This window comes from Clavibacter sp. B3I6 (genome assembly GCF_030816895.1).
In the GTDB taxonomy this organism is placed as follows: Bacteria; Actinomycetota; Actinomycetes; order Actinomycetales; family Microbacteriaceae; genus Clavibacter.
Genome location: NZ_JAUSYL010000001.1, coordinates 340,302 through 359,570 on the forward strand (window position 1 = coordinate 340,302; position 19,269 = coordinate 359,570).

Here is a 19,269-nt window from a genome sequence, read left to right on the forward strand (position 1 = left end):
AGAGCGATGGTGGTAGCGCCATGGCTCGCCTGAAGATCGCGTGCCCGGGAGCCGAGGTGGTCCGGAGGGGGGATCGGCAAAAGGGTCGGGGCGGCGTCAGCGCCCCCAAAGACATACTCATTCGCTCTGGTGCCTTCTACGCTCGGTGAATGAACCTCGCCGCGCGCGCTGCCGCAAACACCCTCCTTGACCTTTACTCGAGCACTCAGTCCGGAGACCTTGCTAGCCAAGAGGTCGCCTTCAGCCTCTCCATGCGGCGCCTCAGCGATCTGGACGCCGTTGTCGCCACCCAGGACGACAACGGCGACCTCACGTTGGACTTCACGCCCCTCCTTCTAGCAGCCGGTGTAACCCATCAGTGGCTCTTCGACCGGCTCGCAGCGGCCACGGGCAGCAGCACCGAGGAGCTGACGTTTGAGCTCCGCGCAGCTATCGACCGCATTAGCGACTAGGCCCGCGTAGTCCGACTAGAAGGAGCCCTGGAAGGACCTAGCGGCCGGAAACCAGCGTCCGTTGAGGGATCCCTACCCGGACGCCGTGATCTCCTCGTGGAAGAGTCGCCAGCGTCGACGGTCTAGCAGCGTCGGCCATGCGATTGTGGCGACCGCCGCACCCGAACACGGCTGGTGCGGCGATCGCCACTGCTGACGGGCGCTCTATTTGGCCGACGAGGCGACAGCGTCTCGGACGCTGTGACGAATGTCGGCGACGGTCTTCGGCTGGGAGACGTAGATCGCGTGGCTGCCCGGGGTCTCGACGACGGTCGCGCCGATACGGGCAGCCATCGATGTCTGGACGACCGGAGGGATCATGCGGTCGTCGCCGACGTGCAGGTACCAGCTGGGCTTGGATCGCCAGGCTGCGTCTGTGATGGTGTCACCGAGTGCGTCGAGCCCCCACGGGACCTGCGAGTCGGCCAGGAAGGCCGCGTCCTCGGCCGAAATGTCCGCCGCGAACGAGTCGTGGAAGTTGGCGCGGTCGAGGAGCAAGTAGCCGTTAATAGGCGGCAGGATGGGCGGCTGCGGGCCGTCCTGCGGGAATCCGCCCAGGAGCGTGTTGACGGACTCCCCCTCATCGGGCGCGAACGCGGTCACGTAGACGAGAGCGGCCACCTTGTCGTGGTTACCCGCTTCCGTGATCACCGCTCCGCCGTACGAGTGGCCGACGAGGACCACGGGGCCGTCGACGCCATCGAGGACGTCGCGGGTGGTCGCGGCGTCGTCGGCGAGCGACTTCGTGGCGTGCTGGACGATACGGACATCGAGCCCGTCGGCGTGGAGCTCGTCGTACACGCCTCGCCAACCGGATCCGTCGACGAAGCCTCCGTGGACGAGGACGACTGTTGCGCTCATGATGCTTCCTTCTCTGAGTGGGTGTGGGAAATGGGGTTCTGGGTCTTCTGCGCGAATCCGAGCCGGAAGACGACGATGGACACGGCGAGGACGACGGCGCCGGCGATGGGGATGAGGCTCGGGCCGGCGATGCCTGCCGCGCTGGTCGCCACCACCGGTGCGACAGCGATCCCGAGGTACTGGGCGCTGGTGAACCAGGACAGGGTGAGACCCGTGGTTGCCCGGTCGATGGTCGCCAACCGGTGCTGGACGGGGATGGTCGCGCCGAGAGCTGTGGCGCCCCATAGGGCGAACAGGACGACTTCGACCCAGAAGGTGCCGCCGATGAGGGTGATGAGCACGAGGATCACGATCTGCATGAGCACCAGCACGGTGAAGGTGCTGCGGGCGGAGAAGCGGTCGGTGATGGGGCCGGCGATCACGTTCCCGGCTACCGAGCCGAGGCCGAAGGCGAGCAGCAGGAGCGCGAGGAGCCCACCCGATCCGCCGGTCGATGCCTCGGTGACGGAGGCGCTGAAGAGGTACACGATGTTGAAGCCGAGGATGAGCAGCAGCGTGGACACGAGTCCGAGGCTGACGCGGGTGTCCCGCAGCGGGCGCAGCCTCTGCCGAATCGACGCCACCGGGGGGATGGGGACCTTGCGGAGAACGACGGCGACCGCGACGGCGAGCAGCACCGCGAGGCCGGCGATGACGAACAGCGGTGCACGCCATCCGAACGCTGCCGCGAGAGCGGTGCCCGCGGGGGCGCCGACCGCGGTCGCGAGGCTGAACCCGAGCGTGACGACGGCGATCGCTGTGGCCACTCGCTTCGGAGGTAGGAGCGCGGGGCCCGCGGCCGTCGAGGTCGGCACGAGCAAAGCCCCACCGAGGGCGCCGATGGCACGACCGGCGATGAATACCTCGATGGTCGGCGCCATCGCGGTGATCAGGATCCCGATCGCCATCACGGCCAACCCGGAGACGATGAGGGTCGTGCGGGAGACCCGGCCCAGCAGGATCGACGCCGCGGGCGCGGCGACGGCGATCACCAGGGCGTAGACCGTGATCGAGTACCCGACCGTCGCTCGAGTGGTGTCGAACGCGTTGGCCAGGGTCGGCAGCAGCCCGGCGATCACGAACGCGTTCGTGCCCGTCAGGAACAGCCCGGCGGAGAGGAGGGCGAGTTTGAGATACGTCGCCCGGGTCACGGGTGGATCGTCAGTGGTGGTCATCGATTTGGTTTCCTCAGTACGTCGTGGTGTGGTCTGCGGAGCCCCCCCCTTCTGGCGGGGTGGTCGCTCAGAGAGTGGGTTGCGCACGCATGGGCGCGGCGGTGTCCTCAGCTCGGTCGAGCGGTTCGCCGTCCGCCGTTGGCGGCCACGATCGCGCCGTTGACGTAGCTACTGGCCGGCTGGATGAGGAACAGCACGACCTCGGCGATCTCGGCCGGGTCGCCGATGCGCCCGCGGGCTGTGGTGTTGTCCATCGCGTCGCCGGTCGCGTCGAGCAACGACTTCGTTCCGGCGGTGCGGACCGGGCCTGAGGCGACGGCGTTCACGCGGATGCCGTGGGCGCCGAACTCGGATGCCCAGTAGTGGGTGAAGACATCGAGGGCGGCCTTCGATGCCCCGTAGATGGCGCCAGCGGGCATGACGGTCGTGGCGGCGCCCGAGCTGATGTTCACGATCGCGCCGTTGCTGCGCTCGATCATGTGGGGCACGAGAGCTGCCACCAGCTGGAAGGGCGCGCGGGCGTTGATGGCGAAGTGCCGGTCGACGCTCTCTGCCGTGGTGTCGAAGGTGGACGTGAACTCGTAGATGCCGGCGTTGTTGACGAGGATGTCGACCGGGCCCGCCTCGCGGGCCAGCCGCTCGACGTCCCGGGAGTCGCCGAGGTCGGCAGCGACGAAGCGTGCAGAGCCGCCGTCGGAGGTGATCGAATCGACTACCTCCGCTCCCCGCTGGGGATCGCGGCCGTGCACGACGACGTCGGCGCCATGCTGCGCGAGCAACTCCGCTACCGCACGCCCGATGCCCGAGGTTGCTCCTGTGATCAGGGCTGTCTGTCCTGCGAGATCCGACATGATGCTCCTTCTGGGTTGAATGACCCAATCGTTGCACAGATTGGGTGGATCAACCCACTCGAAGAGTGCGGCAGCGCTCTACCGAATGCCGGATCCGCTGCCGAGGCGCACTCCCGTCATGCGGCGACCTGCGCACGCGCACGACGACACGGCTCGAGAGGAGGTGCCTGCGAAGGCGAGAAGCGAAGGGGCGCCACCCCGGAGATGGAGCGGCCCCCATCCTCAGGACCGGTCAAAGTGCGCTCAGGCGGCGAAGGACTCGACGTAGCGGAGGGCGGCATTCATGGCCGACCGCATGGGTGCCGACGTCTGCATCGTCTGGCCCAGGAGGGTGCCTCCCTGAAGGGCGGTGAGCAGCACCAGCGACAGTTCGTCGAGGTCGGCCTCCGGACGGAGGTCACCCCGGTCGCGCATGGAGCTGAGTCCGTCGCGCAGCAGGGACTGCAGGCGGACGAACGCGCTGGAGAGCTCCTCGCGGGTCTGCTCGTCACCGGGGTTCGCCGAACCCGCCAGCATCGCGAGCGTGCAGGCGCCGTAGCCCATGTCGTGATCCTGGTTCTCGACCGCGGCGTCGGCCCACGCACGGAGGGCGTCGATGCTATCGAGCGGACGCAGCATGGGGTGGCCCGCGATCGCCTCGGTCTCAGACCGATGGTTGATGACTGCCCGGACGAGCGCCTGCTTGCTGCCGAAGTAGTGCGACAGCTGTGATCCGCTGACGCCCGCGGCCTTGCGCACGTTCTCGGTACTGGTGCCGGCCACGCCGAGCTGACCCATGAGCGCCGCCGCCGTCTCGACGATGTGCTCCTTGGTCGCCTGCCCCTTGCTGGTGATCACGTCCCCAGCCTACGCGAGTGGGTCAGCCCACCCATACTTAGCGCGTCCTCTTGCTGGGGACGCCATGATCGCGATGAGTGTCCGGTACTGATTCCGTGTTCGGACGCCACCTCGCGTCGAATACCCCGAAGTCGTGATCGGCCTCTTTGGCTTCTTGACGCCCGGTGCGCCGTGCAAGGTAGCCTTGCCTTCATGAACGCATCAGCGAAGATCCGCTCGCTCCGCCGCCTCCTCCTCGCCTTCGTCCTCGTCGGGATCGCCCTCACCTTCTACGGGCTCTTCATCGGAGTCGGGTTGCCCGGCCTGATCGTCAGCGTCGCCGGCCTGATCCTGGGGATCGTGGGCATCATCTGGTTTGTCCTCACTCTCATCCGCCAGTCGCGCGGAGGACCTCGAGCGAACACATGGCGGCCGGGCGATGAGTCACCCACCCGATGACGGCAGCGTCCGACCCCCAGCTGTCCGTCGATCTGTCCCGCCTCGCCGCCCAGCACGCCACCTCTACCGGTTCTTTCTCTGCATCCGAGCAGCTGATGGCGTCCATCACCGCGTTCGACGACCTCTCGCGCGTCTCGACGGAGCTGCAGGGGCAGGCCGTGCGGGCAGCACACGAGGCGGGCATCAGCTGGTCGAGGATCGGTGGGCTCCTCGGCATCTCGCGCCAGGCCGTGCAGCAGCGGTTCGACCCGCACTACTTGATCCAGGACGGATTGGGCGTCAACACCCGCATGCTCGGACCCGTCTCCCGTGCCGAGGAGATGCATCACCTGGCCGAAGCCGGCGGGCAGGGTTGGCGGCCGGTCCGCTCCGCGCACGGCGAGCATGAGCTCGAGCGCGACGATCAGGTGTGGGAGATCCGCCGGGTCTCCGTGCTCTCTCCGAAGCCCATGCCCTCGACGAAGGACGGCTGGCAAGCCGCAACCACGCGCTTCCCGGACTGCTTCTATATCCGCATCCGGAGAACCCAGACTGCCTGACGTGGGCCAGACCAGATGACGACAGGGTGTGGGATAGGGCGCCGCTCCCCCGGACGAGGACGGTGTCTGATGCGGGACCCCTCCCGGACTTGGCCACGGCCGCCGAGCACGCCGACCTTGCAGCAGCGGTGCCGCATGCACGCGTAGCCGCAGCCCTACTAGCGCGCGTCCCGCCACCTGGACCGGACCGGACCAGAAATGGGGGTGTTGCGGCTGCCGTTACGGCAGTTCATAGCGTCATGAGCGACTGCTTGGATGGTCCAGGCAGTCGGAGTGGAGGGCGCTCATGCGGATGACCATCTCGGAGCTGGCCAAGGTGACGGGCCTGACGGTCCGGACGCTGCGGTTCTACGACGAGATCGGTCTCGTGGCGCCGGCCGGGACGACGGCATCAGGGATGCGCGAGTACGGCGGTGACGAGGTCCTGCGCCTGCAACGCGTGCTCGTCTACCGGCAGTTGGATGTGCCGCTCGAGCAGATCCGGCGGATCCTCGCCGGGGAGCTCGACCCGCAGACGGCGCTCCTCCAGCAGCGCGAGATGCTGCGGCTGGAGCAACAGCGCCTGGCCGACCTGGTCGGCTCCGTCGACTACGCCCTCCGCTCCTTCGCAACCAAGGAGGAAGAGATCATGACCGCAGAGGACGCACGGAACCTGTTCGACGGGTTCGACACCACCGCCATCGAGGCGGACGCTCAGCGCCACTGGGCTGAGCAGGCGGATGCATCGCGCACCGCCGTCGACGGCATGTCGGCCGAGGACGCCCGCACGGCGCAGGACGCGCACGAAGCCCGGCTCCGGCAGATGGGCACGCTCGTGGACGAGGGAGCAGCGGCCGACGATTCGCGCACACAGGCAGTCGTCGCCGAGATGCATCACGCGATGACAGCGATGTGGACTCCGGACGCGGCAGCGTTCACGCAGGTGGGTGAGCAGTTGGCGAGCCAGCCGGAATCAGCGGCCGTCCTCTCGAAGGTGACACCGGCCCTGCCGGTGTTCCTCCGTGACGCCTACGCCCACTACGCCGCTACCCGCTTGTCCTAGCGGCACCAGGGAAGGGCAGCATGCACGCGCTGCCCTTCCCCTTCCTAGGTTGCCCCGGGCAACCCGTGAGGTCGCCTCAGCAGCGGATCGCTTACTGGATACGGCTTCTCCACCTCTGCAGGACGCCGGCGAGGAAGAGGCTGACGCCGAGGAGCATGACGGCCATGGCGATCATCATCACCGTTGCATCGCCGTCGAGCATCGCACACCCGGCAGCGGTGTCTTCGTAGGGGCACGTCCGCCACGGCTGGAAGAAGTACAGCACCGTCACGGCCGCACCGACGAGCGCCAGAACAGCACCAAGCACGAGCCAGAGGGTCCTTCGCATCATCACCATGATTTCGACGCTACGGACGGAACACACCCCGCGAGTCGGCCGCCAGACCAATCATCCGTGATCATCTGGTAGGGGATCCCTACCCGGACACGATGTGGTCGTCCGCGACCGCGTGCCATCGTGGGCGGATGACGTACGTGGAGCCGCTGCCCGAAGATCCCGAGATCCCCCTCGTCGGCGGCGACGTGACGGAGGGGCTGGTACGGAAGGGCTCGACGGTGCGGCGACCGGTCAGCACGTCATCAGCCCGAGTGCATCAGCTCCTGCAGGAGCTCGAGCGTCGAGGCTTCGACCACGCACCGCGGTACCTGGGCACCGACGGCGACGGACGCCAGGTCCTGACCTTCGTCACCGGCGAGGTCGCCGGCCGCCCCTGGCCCGCATGGGTGGGCGACGACCGCCGCGCTGCAAGCGTGGCTCGTCTGCTGCGGCGCTACGACGACGCCGCAGAGCAGGTGGGGCTGCCCGCGTGGGCCGTCACCGCGTCCGATCCCCCAGCCCTGCCCTCCGCAGGTCCCGCCACCCTCCTCGGACACCGGGACATCACACCGGAGAACGTCGTGTTCCACGACGAGGAGGCGGCCGCGCTCATCGACTTCGACCTCGCCCGCCCATCTGCACGCGTGGAGGAGGTGGCGAACCTCCTGCTGTGGTGGGGGCCTTGGATGCACGAGGACGATCGGCAGGAGGCAGTCAACGGCGTCGATCCCTTCGCGCGCGGCGCGCTCTTGGTCGACGCGTACGGGTTGGACGACGACGGGCGGCGCCGACTCGTCCCCGTCTCCCGGGAGATCGCGGACCTCTCATGGCACGCCATGAAGCACCGCGCGGACACGCTGGGCGGTGGCTGGCGACGGATGTGGGATGACGGCATAGGCGACGTGATCCTCCGCCGTCAGGCGTGGCTGGCGGAAAACAATGACGCCCTCACGGCCGCGGTTCGCGGCTGAACCGCATGCATGCCCAGCCGGACGCACCTGTTCCGCGCAGGCCACCCCACGAGCGGCCATCGTCACACCGACTGTCGGCCTTCTGCCTTCGTGGCGTCAGCTGAGCGCTCGTGCGAAGTGGTGAGCCGTGATGTCCATCCGCTCTCGGAGGTAGAACCGGTGGGCGTCGTGGCGTTGCACGCCGGAGTCGAGCTCGATCGACCGGCAGCCCAGCTCCCGCCCGCGAGCCGCAAGAGCGTCCAGGAGCGCCGCGCCGTGGCCACGGGAACGCGCGGCCGCGTCCGTGGCGAGGTCATCGATGTAGAGCTTCCGGATGGCGCTCGTGTTGACCACGACTCGCCAACCCGCGACCGCGACGCAGCGATCGTCCTCGAACAGCGCCGTGAAGCGGAGGCCCTGCGACGCCCCGTCCCTGAGAACGTGGTCGAGCAGCTCGTCGGTGAGATGCGGACGGAGTTCGCGAAGAACAGGGAGCGCAGTCGCCCACTGCGGGTCACCTCGCTCCAGATCGCGCAGCACGGGGGAAGAGGGCATGCCCAGAACCTAGCGCCGCCATGCCACACGAGTACGTCTCGACAAGGGATGCTCTAGCGGACCCCGCGCTGCGGAATGCCTTTCTTCTCCGGAGCGGCGGCGCTCAGCGACTCGATGGCATCAGCGAGTTCACTCACGGGGCGTCGCCCGTCGAGTTCCAGGTGAGCTCCGCGGCGCAGCAGGGGTTCCACCTCTGCAGTGTCGCGCCGGATCGCGTCGCGTTCCTCCGGCGAGTTCCCGTACGGGTTGTTCGTCCGATGCGTGACTCGGTCGAACAGCACGTCAAGTGGTGCGCTCAAGAGGATCACGTAGTCGAAGCGGTCGTAGAACTCGACCTGATTTTCGACGGTGCCGGCAACCACCACGTCACGGCGAGATGCCAGCAGGTCGGTCATTCTCGCGACGTTCCACGGCCCGCCGTCGTGGTCGGCCCACCCGCCGTAGTCAGTGTCAACCGTGAGGTGGCCACGGCGTGCGAGCTCAAGGAGCAGGGTCGTCTTGCCCGCTCCGGACATACCGGTGATCAAGAGTTGCGCCATGAAGTCACGCTATCTACCCCTGGAGCCCGGAACGGCCGGCGCGGTATCTGATTTAGCGCCCGGCAGGGAATCCCTGGCCGGACACGTATGCGTGCCACGACTCATCACGTGTCGGCGAGGACGCCCGCGTCCAACGAATCCACCGCTCCTCCCGCCGCACTACTGGACGGCGTCACAGGCCAATCCACGGCCGCGGCCCCACACGACGCCCGTCCGTGCTGGCACGATGATGCCGTGACCGCCCTGACCCGCCTCGGCTTCGCCACCGTCGACGGCCCAGATCGGGAGGGTGACGTCCTCCGTGACGTGACGCTCGACGGGGTCGGCGTCGAGGAGGCCGTCCTCGGCCCAGGGGACGAGCTCGCGCCGACCGGGATCCAGAGCCCGCCCTCATGGGACCGGCCGGGGTACCTACGCTCGCTCATAGGCGAGGGCCCGTCCCTCGTCGAGGACATGGCCCCCGACCGCGTCGCAATCCTCTGCTGTAGCGCCTGCGGGGATCCCTGGTGCGGCTACGTCGGCGCCCGTATTGAGATGACAAACGAGCGCGTGCTCTGGACGGACGTCAGATTTGAGTTCCCGCCCGGCATGACGGAGGCTTTGCCCTCTGGCATCGGGAGCAGGCTCCGCCGCCTCCTCGGGCGGGCCCGGCCCGAGGACCTCGAGCCCTGGCGCCCCGAAGCCGCAATGCCGAACGTGGAGATCACCTTCGAACGCGGCGCGTACGAGGACGCGGTACGCCGCGAGCTGGCCGCGGCCGAGCGCGCGGCCACCGACGGCGGCTGACGCGACCCGTCAGCCGCGCCGCGCCGCCCGGAGCATCGCCGGCCCCAGAGCCCGCGACGTAATGAGCTTGGCGCCGGAGAACACCGATCAGACCGGACGGGTGGGCCAGCATCTGGCCGTACTGTGCAACCACCACCGTCGGGGCTCGACGCAAGAGGCGTCCAGTAGGGGATCGGTTGGCGGACACGCAGCACGCAGCCCGCAGCCAAGGCGCCCTTGTCTCCCTCGGAACTAGAAGGGCGGCCCGTTCCGGTGACGCAGGTCCAAGCCCAGGCCGACCAACAGCGCCCCGATGGCGAAAAGTAGAGCGGCAAGCTGCCAAGGCTCCGTCGACGAAGACGGCGGGAACCGAGAGAACAGCATGAAAGGCGATCCGAGAAGCAAGAGCGCGCCGCCGATGAGGAAGAACCCGAAGGGTAGTTCAGCGTCGGGCTGCTCACGTCTCATGCCCCGAGAGTAGTGCGGACCTGACATACGACTCGGCCGAGGGTGCTGACACTCGCATCTAACGCGTCCGATAGGGGATCCCTACCCGGACGCGGCACCGCAATCGGCGCAGGGGCGCATGGCGGCACAGTTCGACGATCAAGGTGAAGCAGGATCGTGACATCGCGCTCTCCTTGTGGACGGCTCGGCGCGTGCCGGACATGTAGGTCGTGAAGCCACGAGACAGAGGGGGCCAGCATGTCGGAGTCGGATGACCCGTTTGAGCAGGCGTTGCGCAAGGCGGCGCCTGTCACCCGAGCGGGCAGCGTCAGCGAGGACGCTCTCCGCGCGATGATCGCTGGCTTACCAGATGAGGATGCCCGCCGGACACGGCGTGGTCACGGGGTGCGCGGAGCCGCCATCGGGACCCTGGTTGTGCTGTCGCTCGTCGGCGTGGGAAGTGCAGCAGCGCGGATCCTTCCGGTCGAGTGGCAGCCCTGGGCGGTCGAGGAGGCGCACGGCTCCATGGAGTACGAGCTGCCAAGCGGAGAGTGGTGCGAGTACCGGTGGGGAAACTTCGCCGGCGACCCGGACGCTGTGGCCGCGGCCGAACGGATCGCTACCGGCGGCAACCTCCCCCGCTTGGACATGGACGAGGAGATCGAGCGCGCCCGCGCCACGACGACCTACACACAGGTGATCCCCGGTGGCCCGGACGAGCCGGGAGGCTTCGGCACCAAGTACTGGGATGCGGACATGGAATACCAGTCGGTCCTCGGCACCGCCATGAACGAGCTCCTCTTCGCAGCGCTCGAACGTGAGGGCTTCGAGCACGAAGCCCTCACCACCATTGACGGGGAAACCCACTGCGGGGAGAGTCGATGAGCCGGCGCATCCCGTCCATCGAGACCTCCCGCATCACCGCCGCTCTCGAGGACGCGTCCCGCGACCTGCTCGCGTTCCTCGCACGGCGAGCCGGTGACGACGACGCGGCGGATCTCCTCGCGGACGTCGCCCTGACCGCCTGGCGACGCCGATCCTCGATGCCGGAACAGTCAGAGGGTGCACGGATGTGGCTCTTCGGCATCGCCCGCAACACGCTAGCAAACGCACAGCGCAGCGAACGGCGCCGATGGAGCCTCGCAGACCGGGTCCGCAACGAGATGACGACCGCGACCCCCACAGCCGGCCCAGACACCGACCAAGCACTCGAGATCCGTGCCGCCCTTGACACCCTCGAGCCGGATGACGCCGAGCTCGTCCGACTGATCCACTGGGACGGCTTCTCCGTCCGAGAATCGGCCGAGCTGCTCGGACTCAACGAGTCAACGGCACGCAGCCGACATGCGCGCGCGAAGAACGCCCTACGACAGGCACTCGAACCCGAACAGCCGAAGTGACGACACAGACCCAGCGCGCAAGCCCGTCCGATAGGGGACCGCTCACCGGACGGAGTCGGCGGCTCCCTCTCGAATGCACCCCCGCCACAACCCGGTGTCTCAATAGACCAGTCCGGTGAAGAGTCCGGTGAAGGGGGGCTGAGCGAGACACCCTCCGTGCCCTCTCAGCTGGTGATCGCGGCCGCTGCCTCGGCTCTCTGAATATCCCGAAGTCGGCGGTATAGCGTCGCCCTCGACATGCCCATGTCGCGCGCGACCTGGGCGGCCGGCTCTCCGGCATCGATCAGTCGGGCCGCGTTCTTGACCTGACTGTCGGTGAAGGCCTGGCGCCGGCCGCCCAGGTCCTTGCCCGCCGCCCGCCGCTTCGACACCGAGTCGGTGACCCGCTCCCGCTTGATCTCGAGCTCCATCTGCGCGAGAGCCGCCATCACGGTGAACACCATCGATCCCATCGGGGTTGCGGTGTCCACGTCTCCCCCGCCGAGGTTCAGTACTCGAAGGGACGCCCCTCTCCCCCGCAGGTCCTCCGCGAGGGCGAGCATGTTCTGCGTCGACCGGCCGAGCCGGTCAAGCGTGGTGATGACGAGGGTGTCGTCGTCGTGCAGCGCGCGCAGCGCTTCATCGAAGGCGGGTCGGGACGCGCGAGCACCGGAGACACCGTGGTCGACATAGAGGTCGTCGCGCCGAACGCCGGCCGCGAGGAGGTCCGTCGACTGTCGGTCCGTGTCCTGCTGACGTGTTGACACCCGTGCGTACCCGATGAGCTTGCCCACGACGACCAACCTGTCTCACAACCAACGATGAACACAGCTAGTCGAGCACCTACTTGAGGTACATGGTTGCGCGACACTCCCCCGCCAGGAAGTAGCAGCGCCCCGAGCTCGGATCATGAGACGTCTCGCAACCCATGGGACAGGAGACGCGGGTGACGGCGTATCCACGATCCCGGCCGACGATCACAGCACGAGCGACGCGAGCTGCACATCGAGGACGTGCTCGCGGCGAGCAGGCGTGGATGCCTGACTGCCCGTCCACGCGAAACCCGCGGCGAGGAGGAACAGGTCCGCGCCATCCAGGTCAGCCCGGGCGACGCCGGCGTGCTGCGCGCGCGCGAGCAGCTGGGCGCCCGACGTCCGCATCTCGACGCACGCCGCATGCAGCGCTGAATCCTGGTCCTCGATCGCCGACGCCATGACCTCGACGGCACCGCGGTAGACGTCTGCGCATCTGATGAACTCCCGCAACCAGGTGAGGAGCGCGGCGCGGGGGTCCTCGGCCGCCATCAGCGCACGGCCTTGCTCGGCCAGCTCCTGGAAGCCGTTGTGCAGCAGCACCTCGAGCAGGGCATCTCGGGTCGGGAAGTTCCGGAGCAGCGTCGCCAGCCCCACGTCGGCTCGGCGAGCGATCACGCGGAGCGAGGCATCGGCGCCCTGGTCGGCGAAGACCGCGGCGGGCCGCCTCCAGCAGGGCGTCGTAGTTCTTGCGCGCATCCGCTCGCATCAGCTCACCTCATTTGCTATCTGGATCAGTGATCCATATATTCGGAGCACTGGTCCGTTTCGGCCAGTGTAGACGACCACCAGGAGAGCACCATGACCGAGTCGATGATGCACGCAGTCCAGATCCACAGCGCAGGCGGGCCGGAGGTCCTGCGATACGAGCAGGTGAGGCGGCCGGAGCCACGGGCGGGCGAAGTCCTCGTCCGGGTGCACGCCATCGGGCTCAACCCGCCGGACTGGTACGTGCGGGAGGGCATGACGAACGTGCCCGAGGAGTGGCGGCCCGTGTTCACCTATCCCCTGATCCTGGGCTCGGACATCTCAGGCGTAGTCGAAGCGGTCGCGCCCGATGTCACGCATCTCGCGCCCGGCGACGAGGTCTTCGGCCTGATCCGATTCCCCGACGGCCTCGCCAACGCCTACGCGGAGTTCGTCGCGGCGCCGGCGACCGATCTGGCGCGCAAACCCGCGAGCATCGACCACATCCACGCGGCTGCAGCGCCCATGGCCGGGCTGACGGCCTGGCAGTTCCTCATCGAGCGCGGCCACGACACGGTGCCGCCGTTCCAGGCGGAGCTGCATCACCCGGTCCCTCTGCACGAGGGGACGCGGGTGATGGTCAACGGCGCCGCCGGCGGAGTGGGGCACATCGCCGTCCAGCTGGCCAAGTGGAAGGGCGCTCACGTCCTCGCGGTCGCCTCAGGAGCACATCGATCCTTCCTCGAGCAGATCGGGGCGGACGAGGTCCTCGACTACACCGTCACCTCCCCCGAGCACTCGGGCGAGGTGTTCGACCTCGTCCTCGACAGCGTCGGCGGAGCCGACACGGGCCGGTTCCTCGCGAACGTCACGCGCGGCGGCGCGCTCTTCCCGGTCTTCTTCGGGCCGGTAGACCCTCAACGGGCCGCGGCGGAGGACGTCTACGTGTCCAGCACGCAGGTGCGCGCGAACGGGGCGCAGCTCGCCGAGCTCGCAGAGCTCCTCGACTCGGGGATCGTGCGAGTCGCGATCGACAGCACCTACCCGCTGGCCGACGCGCAGCTCGCGCACGAGCGGGCCGCCGAAGGCCACCTCCAGGGCAAGATCGTCCTCACCGTCGCATGAGCACCGCGACCCACGAGATCCAGCAGGTCATCGCGCGATACGGCTGGGCGCTCGACGCGCACGACCACGACGCCCTCGCAGCACTGCATCATGAGGACGCCGAATGGACGTTCGCGGTCGGGTCCCACGTCGTCATGGGCCCACTCCGCGGGCGAGACGCCATCATCGCCTTGGCTTCCACTGCCCCGGACGGCCCACCGGTCCAGCAGCGTCACGTACTGACGAACATCGTCGTCTCGGACACGTTGAATGGGACGAGTCGGGCGACCGCCTACCTGACCCTGATCGCCGCCCATGACGCAACGCCGGTCATCGCGGCGACAGGCACGGCCACCTTCACGCTGAGGGAGACCGAGGGGACATGGAGCATCGAGATGCTCCTCATCTCCTTCGACAATCCACCCCTCCCCCGCTGACCGCACGGGAGCGCTAGGAGGAAGCTCCTCGCGCTCCCGTCGAGGTCAAGGACTACTGACCAGCACCCACCCGCCAGCAAGCGTCAAGCGGCCGGCCCGCTCCCCCATCGACACGAGACGTCTTGCAACACAAGGGCTGCGAGACCCCACACGGGCCATGACCGCGGCGTGGACCGTCGTGACCTGTCACCCCCCCCCGAACCAAGGTGCGTCGGACCGACTACACGCCGCGCAGGGCCGCCGGGGCCGCGACCACACGGCGGCATTCACGGGATGTCGGTCGCGTGCCCTTTCGGCCATCACGCGTTCGTACGCCTCACTTCGCGAGCTTCGCGAGCAGCCGCGGACGACGGTGGTCCTCCGCATCCACACCAGTCATGCCGGTAGTCCGGAATGGGGATGTGAATTCCCTGTTGACCGCACTTGGAGGAGGCGACGACCGCGAAGACGCCGCCGAGCAGGCCTCCCACCGCCGCACAGGCAACCGGAGCGAGGTAGAGCTGCGAGCATGTGACGGTCGTACCCACGCCCAGCGCGGTTCCGACAATCGTTCGCACAGTGATTCCGTCGAGGTGGATGACGGGGTGGGTCCTGATGTCATGCAGCGCTCGCCTCACCACCATCTGGCTCGCCGCTTGATCGTGGGCGGCTGGCACACCCGCCGTCGCGCCTCCTCCTCGGCTCACCGCCGGAGCGGCTGATCCGCGCCCTTGCTCCGCACGACAGGCGTGCGCATCCGCCGTCGCGCTCCCGCTCGATGGCGGAGACGGATGTCGCCCTCCGGCTCGATGCCGCGCGAGGCGTGCGACGTCTCACCTGTCCCAGCAGCCGGCAGAGGATCTATCGGTACCAGGAGCTTCCCCTATGCGGACCCCGCCGTCGCTGTCCCTGCGGGTCGGGGTCGAGTGTCTCCCGGGATCGCGGCGATGGGCCTCGCGCTCCGATGCGATCGCGTGGCGCGGTCGCCGGACCCAGTCACCACCACCAGTGGCCGAGGTCGTGACGCATTCCACTGGCGCGCATCTCGAGACGGGTGCGGGCGGTCGCGGACATCATCCCTGCTGCGCGGCGATGCTTGGCGAGCCACACCGGCACGACCATCCCGCACGACATCCCAGGAGCTTCATGTCCACGCGAAAGCACACCGGCCTCCGCCCCGTGGCGGCAGCACTGTTCCTCCTTCTCCTCGGCGGCACCTCAGTCGTCGACTCCACCGCCGCGATCGCAGCGGTCAAGCCCCACGTGACGACGATCCAGACCGAAGTCGTACCGAACCGACCTCAGGTCCGTGCAGTGCTGATCGATCTCCGCGATGGAACACGCGAATGCAGGCGGCTCGTCGACGGAGGTGCCGGCGGATATGGGCAGGTCTCCTACGGGTCGAGGTTCACGACCGTCATCTCGGATGGGGCTGCCATCGAGGTGACGAGCATGGCCACCGATGATTGCCGGCCGGGAACCGGGTACGCATCCACGTCCGGCTGGGTCGTCCTCGCGCATCACCCTCGTCATGCCGTGTACTTCGATCGTCGGCCACAGGTGATCCACTAGCACCGCGAAGGGGTGCCGAGCTGTGGCATGCACGGTCGTCGAACACCTCCGACAAGAGCGACACGCATCGGCTGCTCACCGCGTCCGTGGCGGAGCAGATGCCATGAGGCGCGGTCTGCTCCGACTCCGCGTCACGCATGGGCACAGCGCGCGAGAGCGCCGGGCGGACATCTCGTGCGGCGAGTGCTGCACGAACTCCAGCCCCACGTCGCTGATCCAGCGCGAGCACCCAGGCCCGCTCGATTCACCGCGACCTTCCTGATGACGAGTGGAACGCGCGCTCGTCCCCAGTCTGGGCTGTCGTCGAGGTCCCGCCTGACGGCGCGGTCGGGATGCTCGTGCCGCTGCAGCTCGCGAAGCCGGGCTGACGCGGCAGGAGGGACGGCGCGCTGCACGTCGTCCACCTGGCAGCACACGCCGGCAGAACCGCGCCGACCAGCTCGGTGACCTGACCCGCGAGGACTCCCCCGCGCCGCGATCGCGCGTCGCTCCCGCCCGCGGCACGCGCGTGGTCCTCGGGATGCGCGTGGTCCACGGAAGACGGGACAGGCCCGCACCCTGGTGGGGTGCGGGCCTGTCGGATTGCCGAGCGGACTATCGGATCGTGACGGTCCCCTGCTGACGGATGTCGCCCGAGGACGTGCCGACGTACACCGGGACGGTCCCGGTCGGCGTGACCCAGCGGTCGGCGGCGCTGTCCCAGTAGGAGAAGGCGCGGGAGTCGAGCGCGACCTTGACCTTGGTGGACGCTCCCTTGGCGAGGTCGACCTTCGCGAAGCCGGCGAGCTGCTGCGGAGGCGTCTGGACCGAGGTCGGCAGCGCTCCCACGTAGACCTGCACCGTCTCGGTTCCCGCGCGGGCGCCGGTGTTCCTCAGGTCGACCGTCACGGACACGTCGGCCGTGCCGCCGTTCTTCACCGGCTTGCCGGAGGTGGTCGCCTTGAACCCGGAGTAGCCGAACGTCGTGTAGCTGAGCCCGTGACCGAAGGCGAACTGCGGAGCGATGCCCTCGGCCTTGTACGCGCGGTACCCGATGTTCACGCCGTCCGAGATGGTCGCCGTGCGATCGATGCCCGGGAACGACGCGACGTCCGAGGTCGGGGTGGCGCTGTCGCTCGTGGCGAAGGTCACCGGCAGCTTGCCGGAGGGGTTCACGTCCCCGAAGAGCACGGAGGCGATGGCGTTGCCCTGCTCCTGCCCGCCGTACCACGCCTCGACGACCGCGGGGACCTGAGCCGCCCACGGGGTGTTCACCGAGCCGCTCGTGGTGAGCACGACGACGGTGCGGGGGTTGGCCTTCACGACGGCGCCGATGAGAGCGTCCTGCTCGTTGGCCAGCGTCAGGGTCGACTTGTCCCGACCCTCGCCGACGTAGTCGCGAGCGACGACGACGGCGACCTCCGAGGCCTTGGCCGCAGCCACGGCCTGGGCGACGGCGGGGGTGACGATGCCGTCCGGGTGCGTCCAGGTCATGACCAGGTCGGCGGCGCTCTCCTGGTCGGGGTCGTACGCGTTGTTCACGTACTCGACGCGGAGGTCGTGCGCCTCGCCGGCGCGCAGCTCCAGAGCGGCTCCCGTGTCGGTGCGCACCACGTGCGGGTCCGATGCGTCGACGACCTGCTTGCCGTCGAGGAAGAGCCTCGCGCTGCCGAAGCCGGTCAGCGACAGGGCGTACCGACCCGTGGCCGGAGCGGTGATGGTGCCCGTCCAGCGGGCGGACAGCGGTCCGCCGAACTCGTAGCCGGGCACCTTCGGGACGGAGGATCCGTACAGGCCGCTCAGCGCGAGGAACCCGCCGCTGAGGGCGATCTGGTCCTCGTTGCGCGTGACGGCGGGAGCGCCGGAGCGGTCGGAGTTGAACCAGTACTCGGCGGTCAGGCCCGTCGCGGTGGGCTGCCCGAGGGGAGCGAGCACCGAGGAGGGCACGGCAGCGCCGCTGAGGGTGTGCGCGGGGCCGACCGGGTCGGTCCCCTCCGCGTACGTCACCTTCACGCCCGTGCCGGCACGAGCCGTCAGAGCGTCCAGGGGCGTCACGGAGTACGTCGGCTTGACGACCGAGCTTCCGCCACCCGTGGCCAGGGCATCCGCGTCGGCACCGATCACCGCGAGGGACCTGATCGACGAGGACAGCGGGAGGACCGGGGTCTTCGCTCCGGCGGGCGTGCCGTTCTTCAGCAGCACCGTGCCGGCTTCGGCGACCTTGCGGGCGACGGCGCCGTCCGCCGCCTCGGGGAGGGCGGTGATCGCGATGGGGGTGTCGAACGACCCGAACTCGAACATGGTGCGGAGGACGCGGTGCACCTTGTCGTCGATGGTGGCCGTGCTCACGCGCCCCGCCGTGACGGAGTCGATGAGGGCCTGGCCGAAGTAGTTCCCGGCGGGGAACTCGACGTCGAGGCCGGCGTTCGCGGCCGTGTCCGTGCTGTGCGCGGCGGCGTAGTCCGTCTGGATGAAGCCGGCGAAGCCGTAGTCCTTCTTGAGGATGTCGAAGACCTCGGCGCTCTCGCACGCGTAGACGTCGTTGACCTTGTTGAAGGAGCACATGGCCGAGCCGACGCCGGCGTCGATGGCCGCCTCGATGGGAGCGAGGTAGACCTCGCGGAGAGCGCGCTCGGTGACGTCGACGTTGCCGCCGGCGAGACGGCTGGTCTCCTCGGTGTAGGCCGCCGGATGCTTCACCGTGGCCACCACGTCGTGGGACTGCACGGCCTCGACCTGGGCGGCGAGCAGCGCGGAGACGAGTCGCGGATCCTCGCCGAGCGACTCGAACTGGCGTCCCCAGCGCGCATCGCGCACGAGGTCGCCGGTCGGGCCGAGCAGTCCGTTCTGGCCGGTCGCGCGGGTCTCGGTGCCCAGCACGTCGCCGTAGGCGGTGGCGAGGTCGGTGTCCCACGTCGCGCCGAGGGCGATGGGGGCCGGGAGCGCGGTCGCCTCGCCGCCGTTGGTCGTGGGGTTCGTGACCCGGACCCCGGCTCCGGCGTCGGTGAGGAGCAGCGCCGGGATGCCGAGTCGGGGAAGCGGCGCGATGTAGAAGGCGGTCTCGCCGCTGAACTCGCCGTGCAGGCGGGTGACCTTCTCCTCGAGGGTCATCTGCGCGAGGAGCCGGTCGGCGCGCTGGTCGGAGGACAGCTTCGTGTCCATCCACGGACCGGCGACGGGAGCGACCTTCGTGGCCTTGCCGGAGCCGTTCGCGATGGCCTTCCGGGCTGCCTCGGCATTGGCGGCGCGACCGTGCGAGCGGGAGTCGGACTTCGGCGTGGACGGGGAATCGGGCTTCGGCGCGGCAGAGGCGGAGATGCCGCCTCCGAGCACGACGGAGAGGGCGAGGACTCCGGATAGGGCGGCTGCAGCGCGCCGCTTCCGGGGTCGGGGGGTGTTCGACACAGGGTTCCGTTCGGGTGGAGCAATCCGCTCGAGACCGTCGTCCACCTCTCCTGCGCCCGAGGGGAGCATC

The 19,269-nt window shown here is 68.8% G+C and carries 21 protein-coding genes; 11 read left to right on the top strand and 10 right to left on the bottom strand.

Going from position 1 to position 19,269, the window contains the following annotated elements; all coding sequences use genetic code 11:
* Positions 1-149 precede the first annotated feature (149 nt).
* On the top strand, positions 150-452 hold the full coding sequence (locus QFZ62_RS01595) for a hypothetical protein (protein ID WP_307501010.1): 303 nt from the start codon (positions 150-152) through the stop codon (positions 450-452).
* A 204-nt stretch (positions 453-656) separates the two neighbouring features.
* Here QFZ62_RS01595 and QFZ62_RS01600 read toward each other — a convergent pair whose 3' ends face one another.
* The 4 genes from QFZ62_RS01600 to QFZ62_RS01615 all read right to left on the bottom strand — a co-directional run bounded on the left by QFZ62_RS01600 (position 657) and on the right by QFZ62_RS01615 (position 4,254).
* Positions 657-1,352 carry an alpha/beta fold hydrolase gene (locus tag QFZ62_RS01600; protein WP_307501011.1) on the bottom strand — a complete coding sequence of 232 codons (696 nt, stop codon included), beginning with the start codon at positions 1,350-1,352 and terminating at the stop codon, positions 657-659.
* A complete protein-coding gene (locus QFZ62_RS01605) occupies positions 1,349-2,653 on the bottom strand; it encodes an MFS transporter (RefSeq protein ID WP_307501012.1) in 1,305 nt (434 codons plus the stop codon). The genes QFZ62_RS01600 and QFZ62_RS01605 overlap by 4 nt, the downstream gene beginning before the upstream one ends.
* A 20-nt stretch (positions 2,654-2,673) precedes the next feature.
* The gene (locus QFZ62_RS01610) at positions 2,674-3,417 is read right to left on the bottom strand and encodes an SDR family NAD(P)-dependent oxidoreductase (RefSeq protein WP_307501013.1); all 744 of its coding nucleotides are present in this window, start codon (positions 3,415-3,417) and stop codon (positions 2,674-2,676) included.
* A 243-nt stretch (positions 3,418-3,660) separates the two neighbouring features.
* On the bottom strand, positions 3,661-4,254 hold the full coding sequence (locus tag QFZ62_RS01615) for a TetR/AcrR family transcriptional regulator (RefSeq protein ID WP_307501014.1): 594 nt from the start codon (positions 4,252-4,254) through the stop codon (positions 3,661-3,663).
* Positions 4,255-4,446: 192 nt separating this feature from the next.
* Here QFZ62_RS01615 and QFZ62_RS01620 point away from each other — a divergent pair, with 192 nt between their 5' ends.
* The 3 genes from QFZ62_RS01620 to QFZ62_RS01630 all read left to right on the top strand — a co-directional run bounded on the left by QFZ62_RS01620 (position 4,447) and on the right by QFZ62_RS01630 (position 6,273).
* Positions 4,447-4,692 (top strand): hypothetical protein, encoded by a 246-nt coding sequence (locus QFZ62_RS01620; RefSeq protein ID WP_307501015.1) that lies wholly within the window; start codon positions 4,447-4,449, stop codon positions 4,690-4,692.
* Complete coding sequence (locus tag QFZ62_RS01625; protein ID WP_307501016.1) at positions 4,689-5,231, top strand: hypothetical protein; 543 nt, start codon at positions 4,689-4,691, stop codon at positions 5,229-5,231. Before QFZ62_RS01620 ends, QFZ62_RS01625 begins: the two co-directional genes overlap by 4 nt.
* Positions 5,232-5,517: 286 nt before the next feature.
* Positions 5,518-6,273, top strand: a complete 756-nt coding sequence (locus QFZ62_RS01630) for a MerR family transcriptional regulator (protein WP_307501017.1) — start codon at positions 5,518-5,520, stop codon at positions 6,271-6,273.
* A gap of 91 nt (positions 6,274-6,364) precedes the next feature.
* Here the strand turns inward: QFZ62_RS01630 and QFZ62_RS01635 are convergent, their stop codons facing one another.
* Positions 6,365-6,610: a hypothetical protein gene (locus QFZ62_RS01635; RefSeq protein ID WP_307501018.1), complete on the bottom strand. Its 246-nt coding sequence runs from the start codon at positions 6,608-6,610 to the stop codon at positions 6,365-6,367.
* 128 nt (positions 6,611-6,738) lie between these two features.
* Here QFZ62_RS01635 and QFZ62_RS01640 point away from each other — a divergent pair, with 128 nt between their 5' ends.
* Positions 6,739-7,560: a phosphotransferase gene (locus QFZ62_RS01640; protein WP_307501019.1), complete on the top strand. Its 822-nt coding sequence runs from the start codon at positions 6,739-6,741 to the stop codon at positions 7,558-7,560.
* Between the two features lie 96 nt (positions 7,561-7,656).
* Here QFZ62_RS01640 and QFZ62_RS01645 read toward each other — a convergent pair whose 3' ends face one another.
* Positions 7,657-8,094 (bottom strand): GNAT family N-acetyltransferase, encoded by a 438-nt coding sequence (locus QFZ62_RS01645; RefSeq protein WP_307501020.1) that lies wholly within the window; start codon positions 8,092-8,094, stop codon positions 7,657-7,659.
* 53 nt (positions 8,095-8,147) lie between these two features.
* Positions 8,148-8,633 carry an AAA family ATPase gene (locus tag QFZ62_RS01650; RefSeq protein ID WP_307501021.1) on the bottom strand — a complete coding sequence of 162 codons (486 nt, stop codon included), beginning with the start codon at positions 8,631-8,633 and terminating at the stop codon, positions 8,148-8,150.
* Positions 8,634-8,867: 234 nt separating this feature from the next.
* Between QFZ62_RS01650 and QFZ62_RS01655 the strand changes: the two genes are divergently transcribed.
* The 3 genes from QFZ62_RS01655 (at position 8,868) to QFZ62_RS01665 (ending at position 11,245) form a co-directional block, all read left to right on the top strand.
* Positions 8,868-9,419: a hypothetical protein gene (locus QFZ62_RS01655; RefSeq protein WP_307501022.1), complete on the top strand. Its 552-nt coding sequence runs from the start codon at positions 8,868-8,870 to the stop codon at positions 9,417-9,419.
* A 684-nt stretch (positions 9,420-10,103) separates the two neighbouring features.
* Positions 10,104-10,730 carry a hypothetical protein gene (locus QFZ62_RS01660; protein ID WP_307501023.1) on the top strand — a complete coding sequence of 209 codons (627 nt, stop codon included), beginning with the start codon at positions 10,104-10,106 and terminating at the stop codon, positions 10,728-10,730.
* A complete protein-coding gene (locus QFZ62_RS01665; protein ID WP_307501024.1) occupies positions 10,727-11,245 on the top strand; it encodes an RNA polymerase sigma factor in 519 nt (172 codons plus the stop codon). Before QFZ62_RS01660 ends, QFZ62_RS01665 begins: the two co-directional genes overlap by 4 nt.
* Before the next feature lie 164 nt (positions 11,246-11,409).
* Here QFZ62_RS01665 and QFZ62_RS01670 read toward each other — a convergent pair whose 3' ends face one another.
* Positions 11,410-12,018, bottom strand: coding sequence for a recombinase family protein (locus tag QFZ62_RS01670; protein ID WP_307501025.1), 609 nt, complete (start codon positions 12,016-12,018; stop codon positions 11,410-11,412).
* Between the two features lie 183 nt (positions 12,019-12,201).
* The gene (locus QFZ62_RS01675) at positions 12,202-12,735 is read right to left on the bottom strand and encodes a TetR/AcrR family transcriptional regulator (RefSeq protein WP_307501026.1); all 534 of its coding nucleotides are present in this window, start codon (positions 12,733-12,735) and stop codon (positions 12,202-12,204) included.
* 102 nt (positions 12,736-12,837) lie between these two features.
* On the opposite strand from QFZ62_RS01675, the gene QFZ62_RS01680 reads away from it, so the two are divergent.
* From QFZ62_RS01680 to QFZ62_RS01690, 3 genes are all read left to right on the top strand, one after another.
* A complete protein-coding gene (locus tag QFZ62_RS01680; protein WP_307501027.1) occupies positions 12,838-13,848 on the top strand; it encodes an NADP-dependent oxidoreductase in 1,011 nt (336 codons plus the stop codon).
* A complete protein-coding gene (locus tag QFZ62_RS01685; RefSeq protein WP_307501028.1) occupies positions 13,845-14,264 on the top strand; it encodes a nuclear transport factor 2 family protein in 420 nt (139 codons plus the stop codon). The genes QFZ62_RS01680 and QFZ62_RS01685 overlap by 4 nt, the downstream gene beginning before the upstream one ends.
* 1,125 nt (positions 14,265-15,389) lie before the next feature.
* On the top strand, positions 15,390-15,815 hold the full coding sequence (locus tag QFZ62_RS01690; protein ID WP_307501029.1) for a hypothetical protein: 426 nt from the start codon (positions 15,390-15,392) through the stop codon (positions 15,813-15,815).
* 594 nt (positions 15,816-16,409) lie between these two features.
* On the opposite strand, the gene QFZ62_RS01695 is transcribed toward QFZ62_RS01690, so the two are convergent.
* Positions 16,410-18,956 carry a glycoside hydrolase family 3 protein gene (locus tag QFZ62_RS01695; RefSeq protein WP_307501030.1) on the bottom strand — a complete coding sequence of 849 codons (2,547 nt, stop codon included), beginning with the start codon at positions 18,954-18,956 and terminating at the stop codon, positions 16,410-16,412.
* Positions 18,957-19,269: the final 313 nt, after the last annotated feature.

What these genes read in the sequence shown, in the direction of transcription:
- QFZ62_RS01595 (WP_307501010.1), top strand. Translation starts at nt 150, where the DNA reads ATGAACCTCGCCGCGCGCGCTGCCGCAAACACCCTCCTTGACCTTTAC.
- QFZ62_RS01600 (WP_307501011.1), bottom strand. Translation starts at nt 1,352, where the DNA reads ATGAGCGCAACAGTCGTCCTCGTCCACGGAGGCTTCGTCGACGGATCC.
- QFZ62_RS01610 (WP_307501013.1), bottom strand. Translation starts at nt 3,417, where the DNA reads ATGTCGGATCTCGCAGGACAGACAGCCCTGATCACAGGAGCAACCTCG.
- QFZ62_RS01620 (WP_307501015.1), top strand. Translation starts at nt 4,447, where the DNA reads ATGAACGCATCAGCGAAGATCCGCTCGCTCCGCCGCCTCCTCCTCGCC.
- QFZ62_RS01625 (WP_307501016.1), top strand. Translation starts at nt 4,689, where the DNA reads ATGACGGCAGCGTCCGACCCCCAGCTGTCCGTCGATCTGTCCCGCCTC.
- QFZ62_RS01630 (WP_307501017.1), top strand. Translation starts at nt 5,518, where the DNA reads ATGCGGATGACCATCTCGGAGCTGGCCAAGGTGACGGGCCTGACGGTC.
- QFZ62_RS01635 (WP_307501018.1), bottom strand. Translation starts at nt 6,610, where the DNA reads ATGGTGATGATGCGAAGGACCCTCTGGCTCGTGCTTGGTGCTGTTCTG.
- QFZ62_RS01640 (WP_307501019.1), top strand. Translation starts at nt 6,739, where the DNA reads ATGACGTACGTGGAGCCGCTGCCCGAAGATCCCGAGATCCCCCTCGTC.
- QFZ62_RS01645 (WP_307501020.1), bottom strand. Translation starts at nt 8,094, where the DNA reads ATGCCCTCTTCCCCCGTGCTGCGCGATCTGGAGCGAGGTGACCCGCAG.
- QFZ62_RS01650 (WP_307501021.1), bottom strand. Translation starts at nt 8,633, where the DNA reads ATGGCGCAACTCTTGATCACCGGTATGTCCGGAGCGGGCAAGACGACC.
- QFZ62_RS01660 (WP_307501023.1), top strand. Translation starts at nt 10,104, where the DNA reads ATGTCGGAGTCGGATGACCCGTTTGAGCAGGCGTTGCGCAAGGCGGCG.
- QFZ62_RS01665 (WP_307501024.1), top strand. Translation starts at nt 10,727, where the DNA reads ATGAGCCGGCGCATCCCGTCCATCGAGACCTCCCGCATCACCGCCGCT.
- QFZ62_RS01675 (WP_307501026.1), bottom strand. Translation starts at nt 12,735, where the DNA reads ATGCGCGCAAGAACTACGACGCCCTGCTGGAGGCGGCCCGCCGCGGTC.
- QFZ62_RS01680 (WP_307501027.1), top strand. Translation starts at nt 12,838, where the DNA reads ATGACCGAGTCGATGATGCACGCAGTCCAGATCCACAGCGCAGGCGGG.
- QFZ62_RS01685 (WP_307501028.1), top strand. Translation starts at nt 13,845, where the DNA reads ATGAGCACCGCGACCCACGAGATCCAGCAGGTCATCGCGCGATACGGC.
- QFZ62_RS01690 (WP_307501029.1), top strand. Translation starts at nt 15,390, where the DNA reads ATGTCCACGCGAAAGCACACCGGCCTCCGCCCCGTGGCGGCAGCACTG.
- QFZ62_RS01695 (WP_307501030.1), bottom strand. Translation starts at nt 18,956, where the DNA reads ATGGACACGAAGCTGTCCTCCGACCAGCGCGCCGACCGGCTCCTCGCG.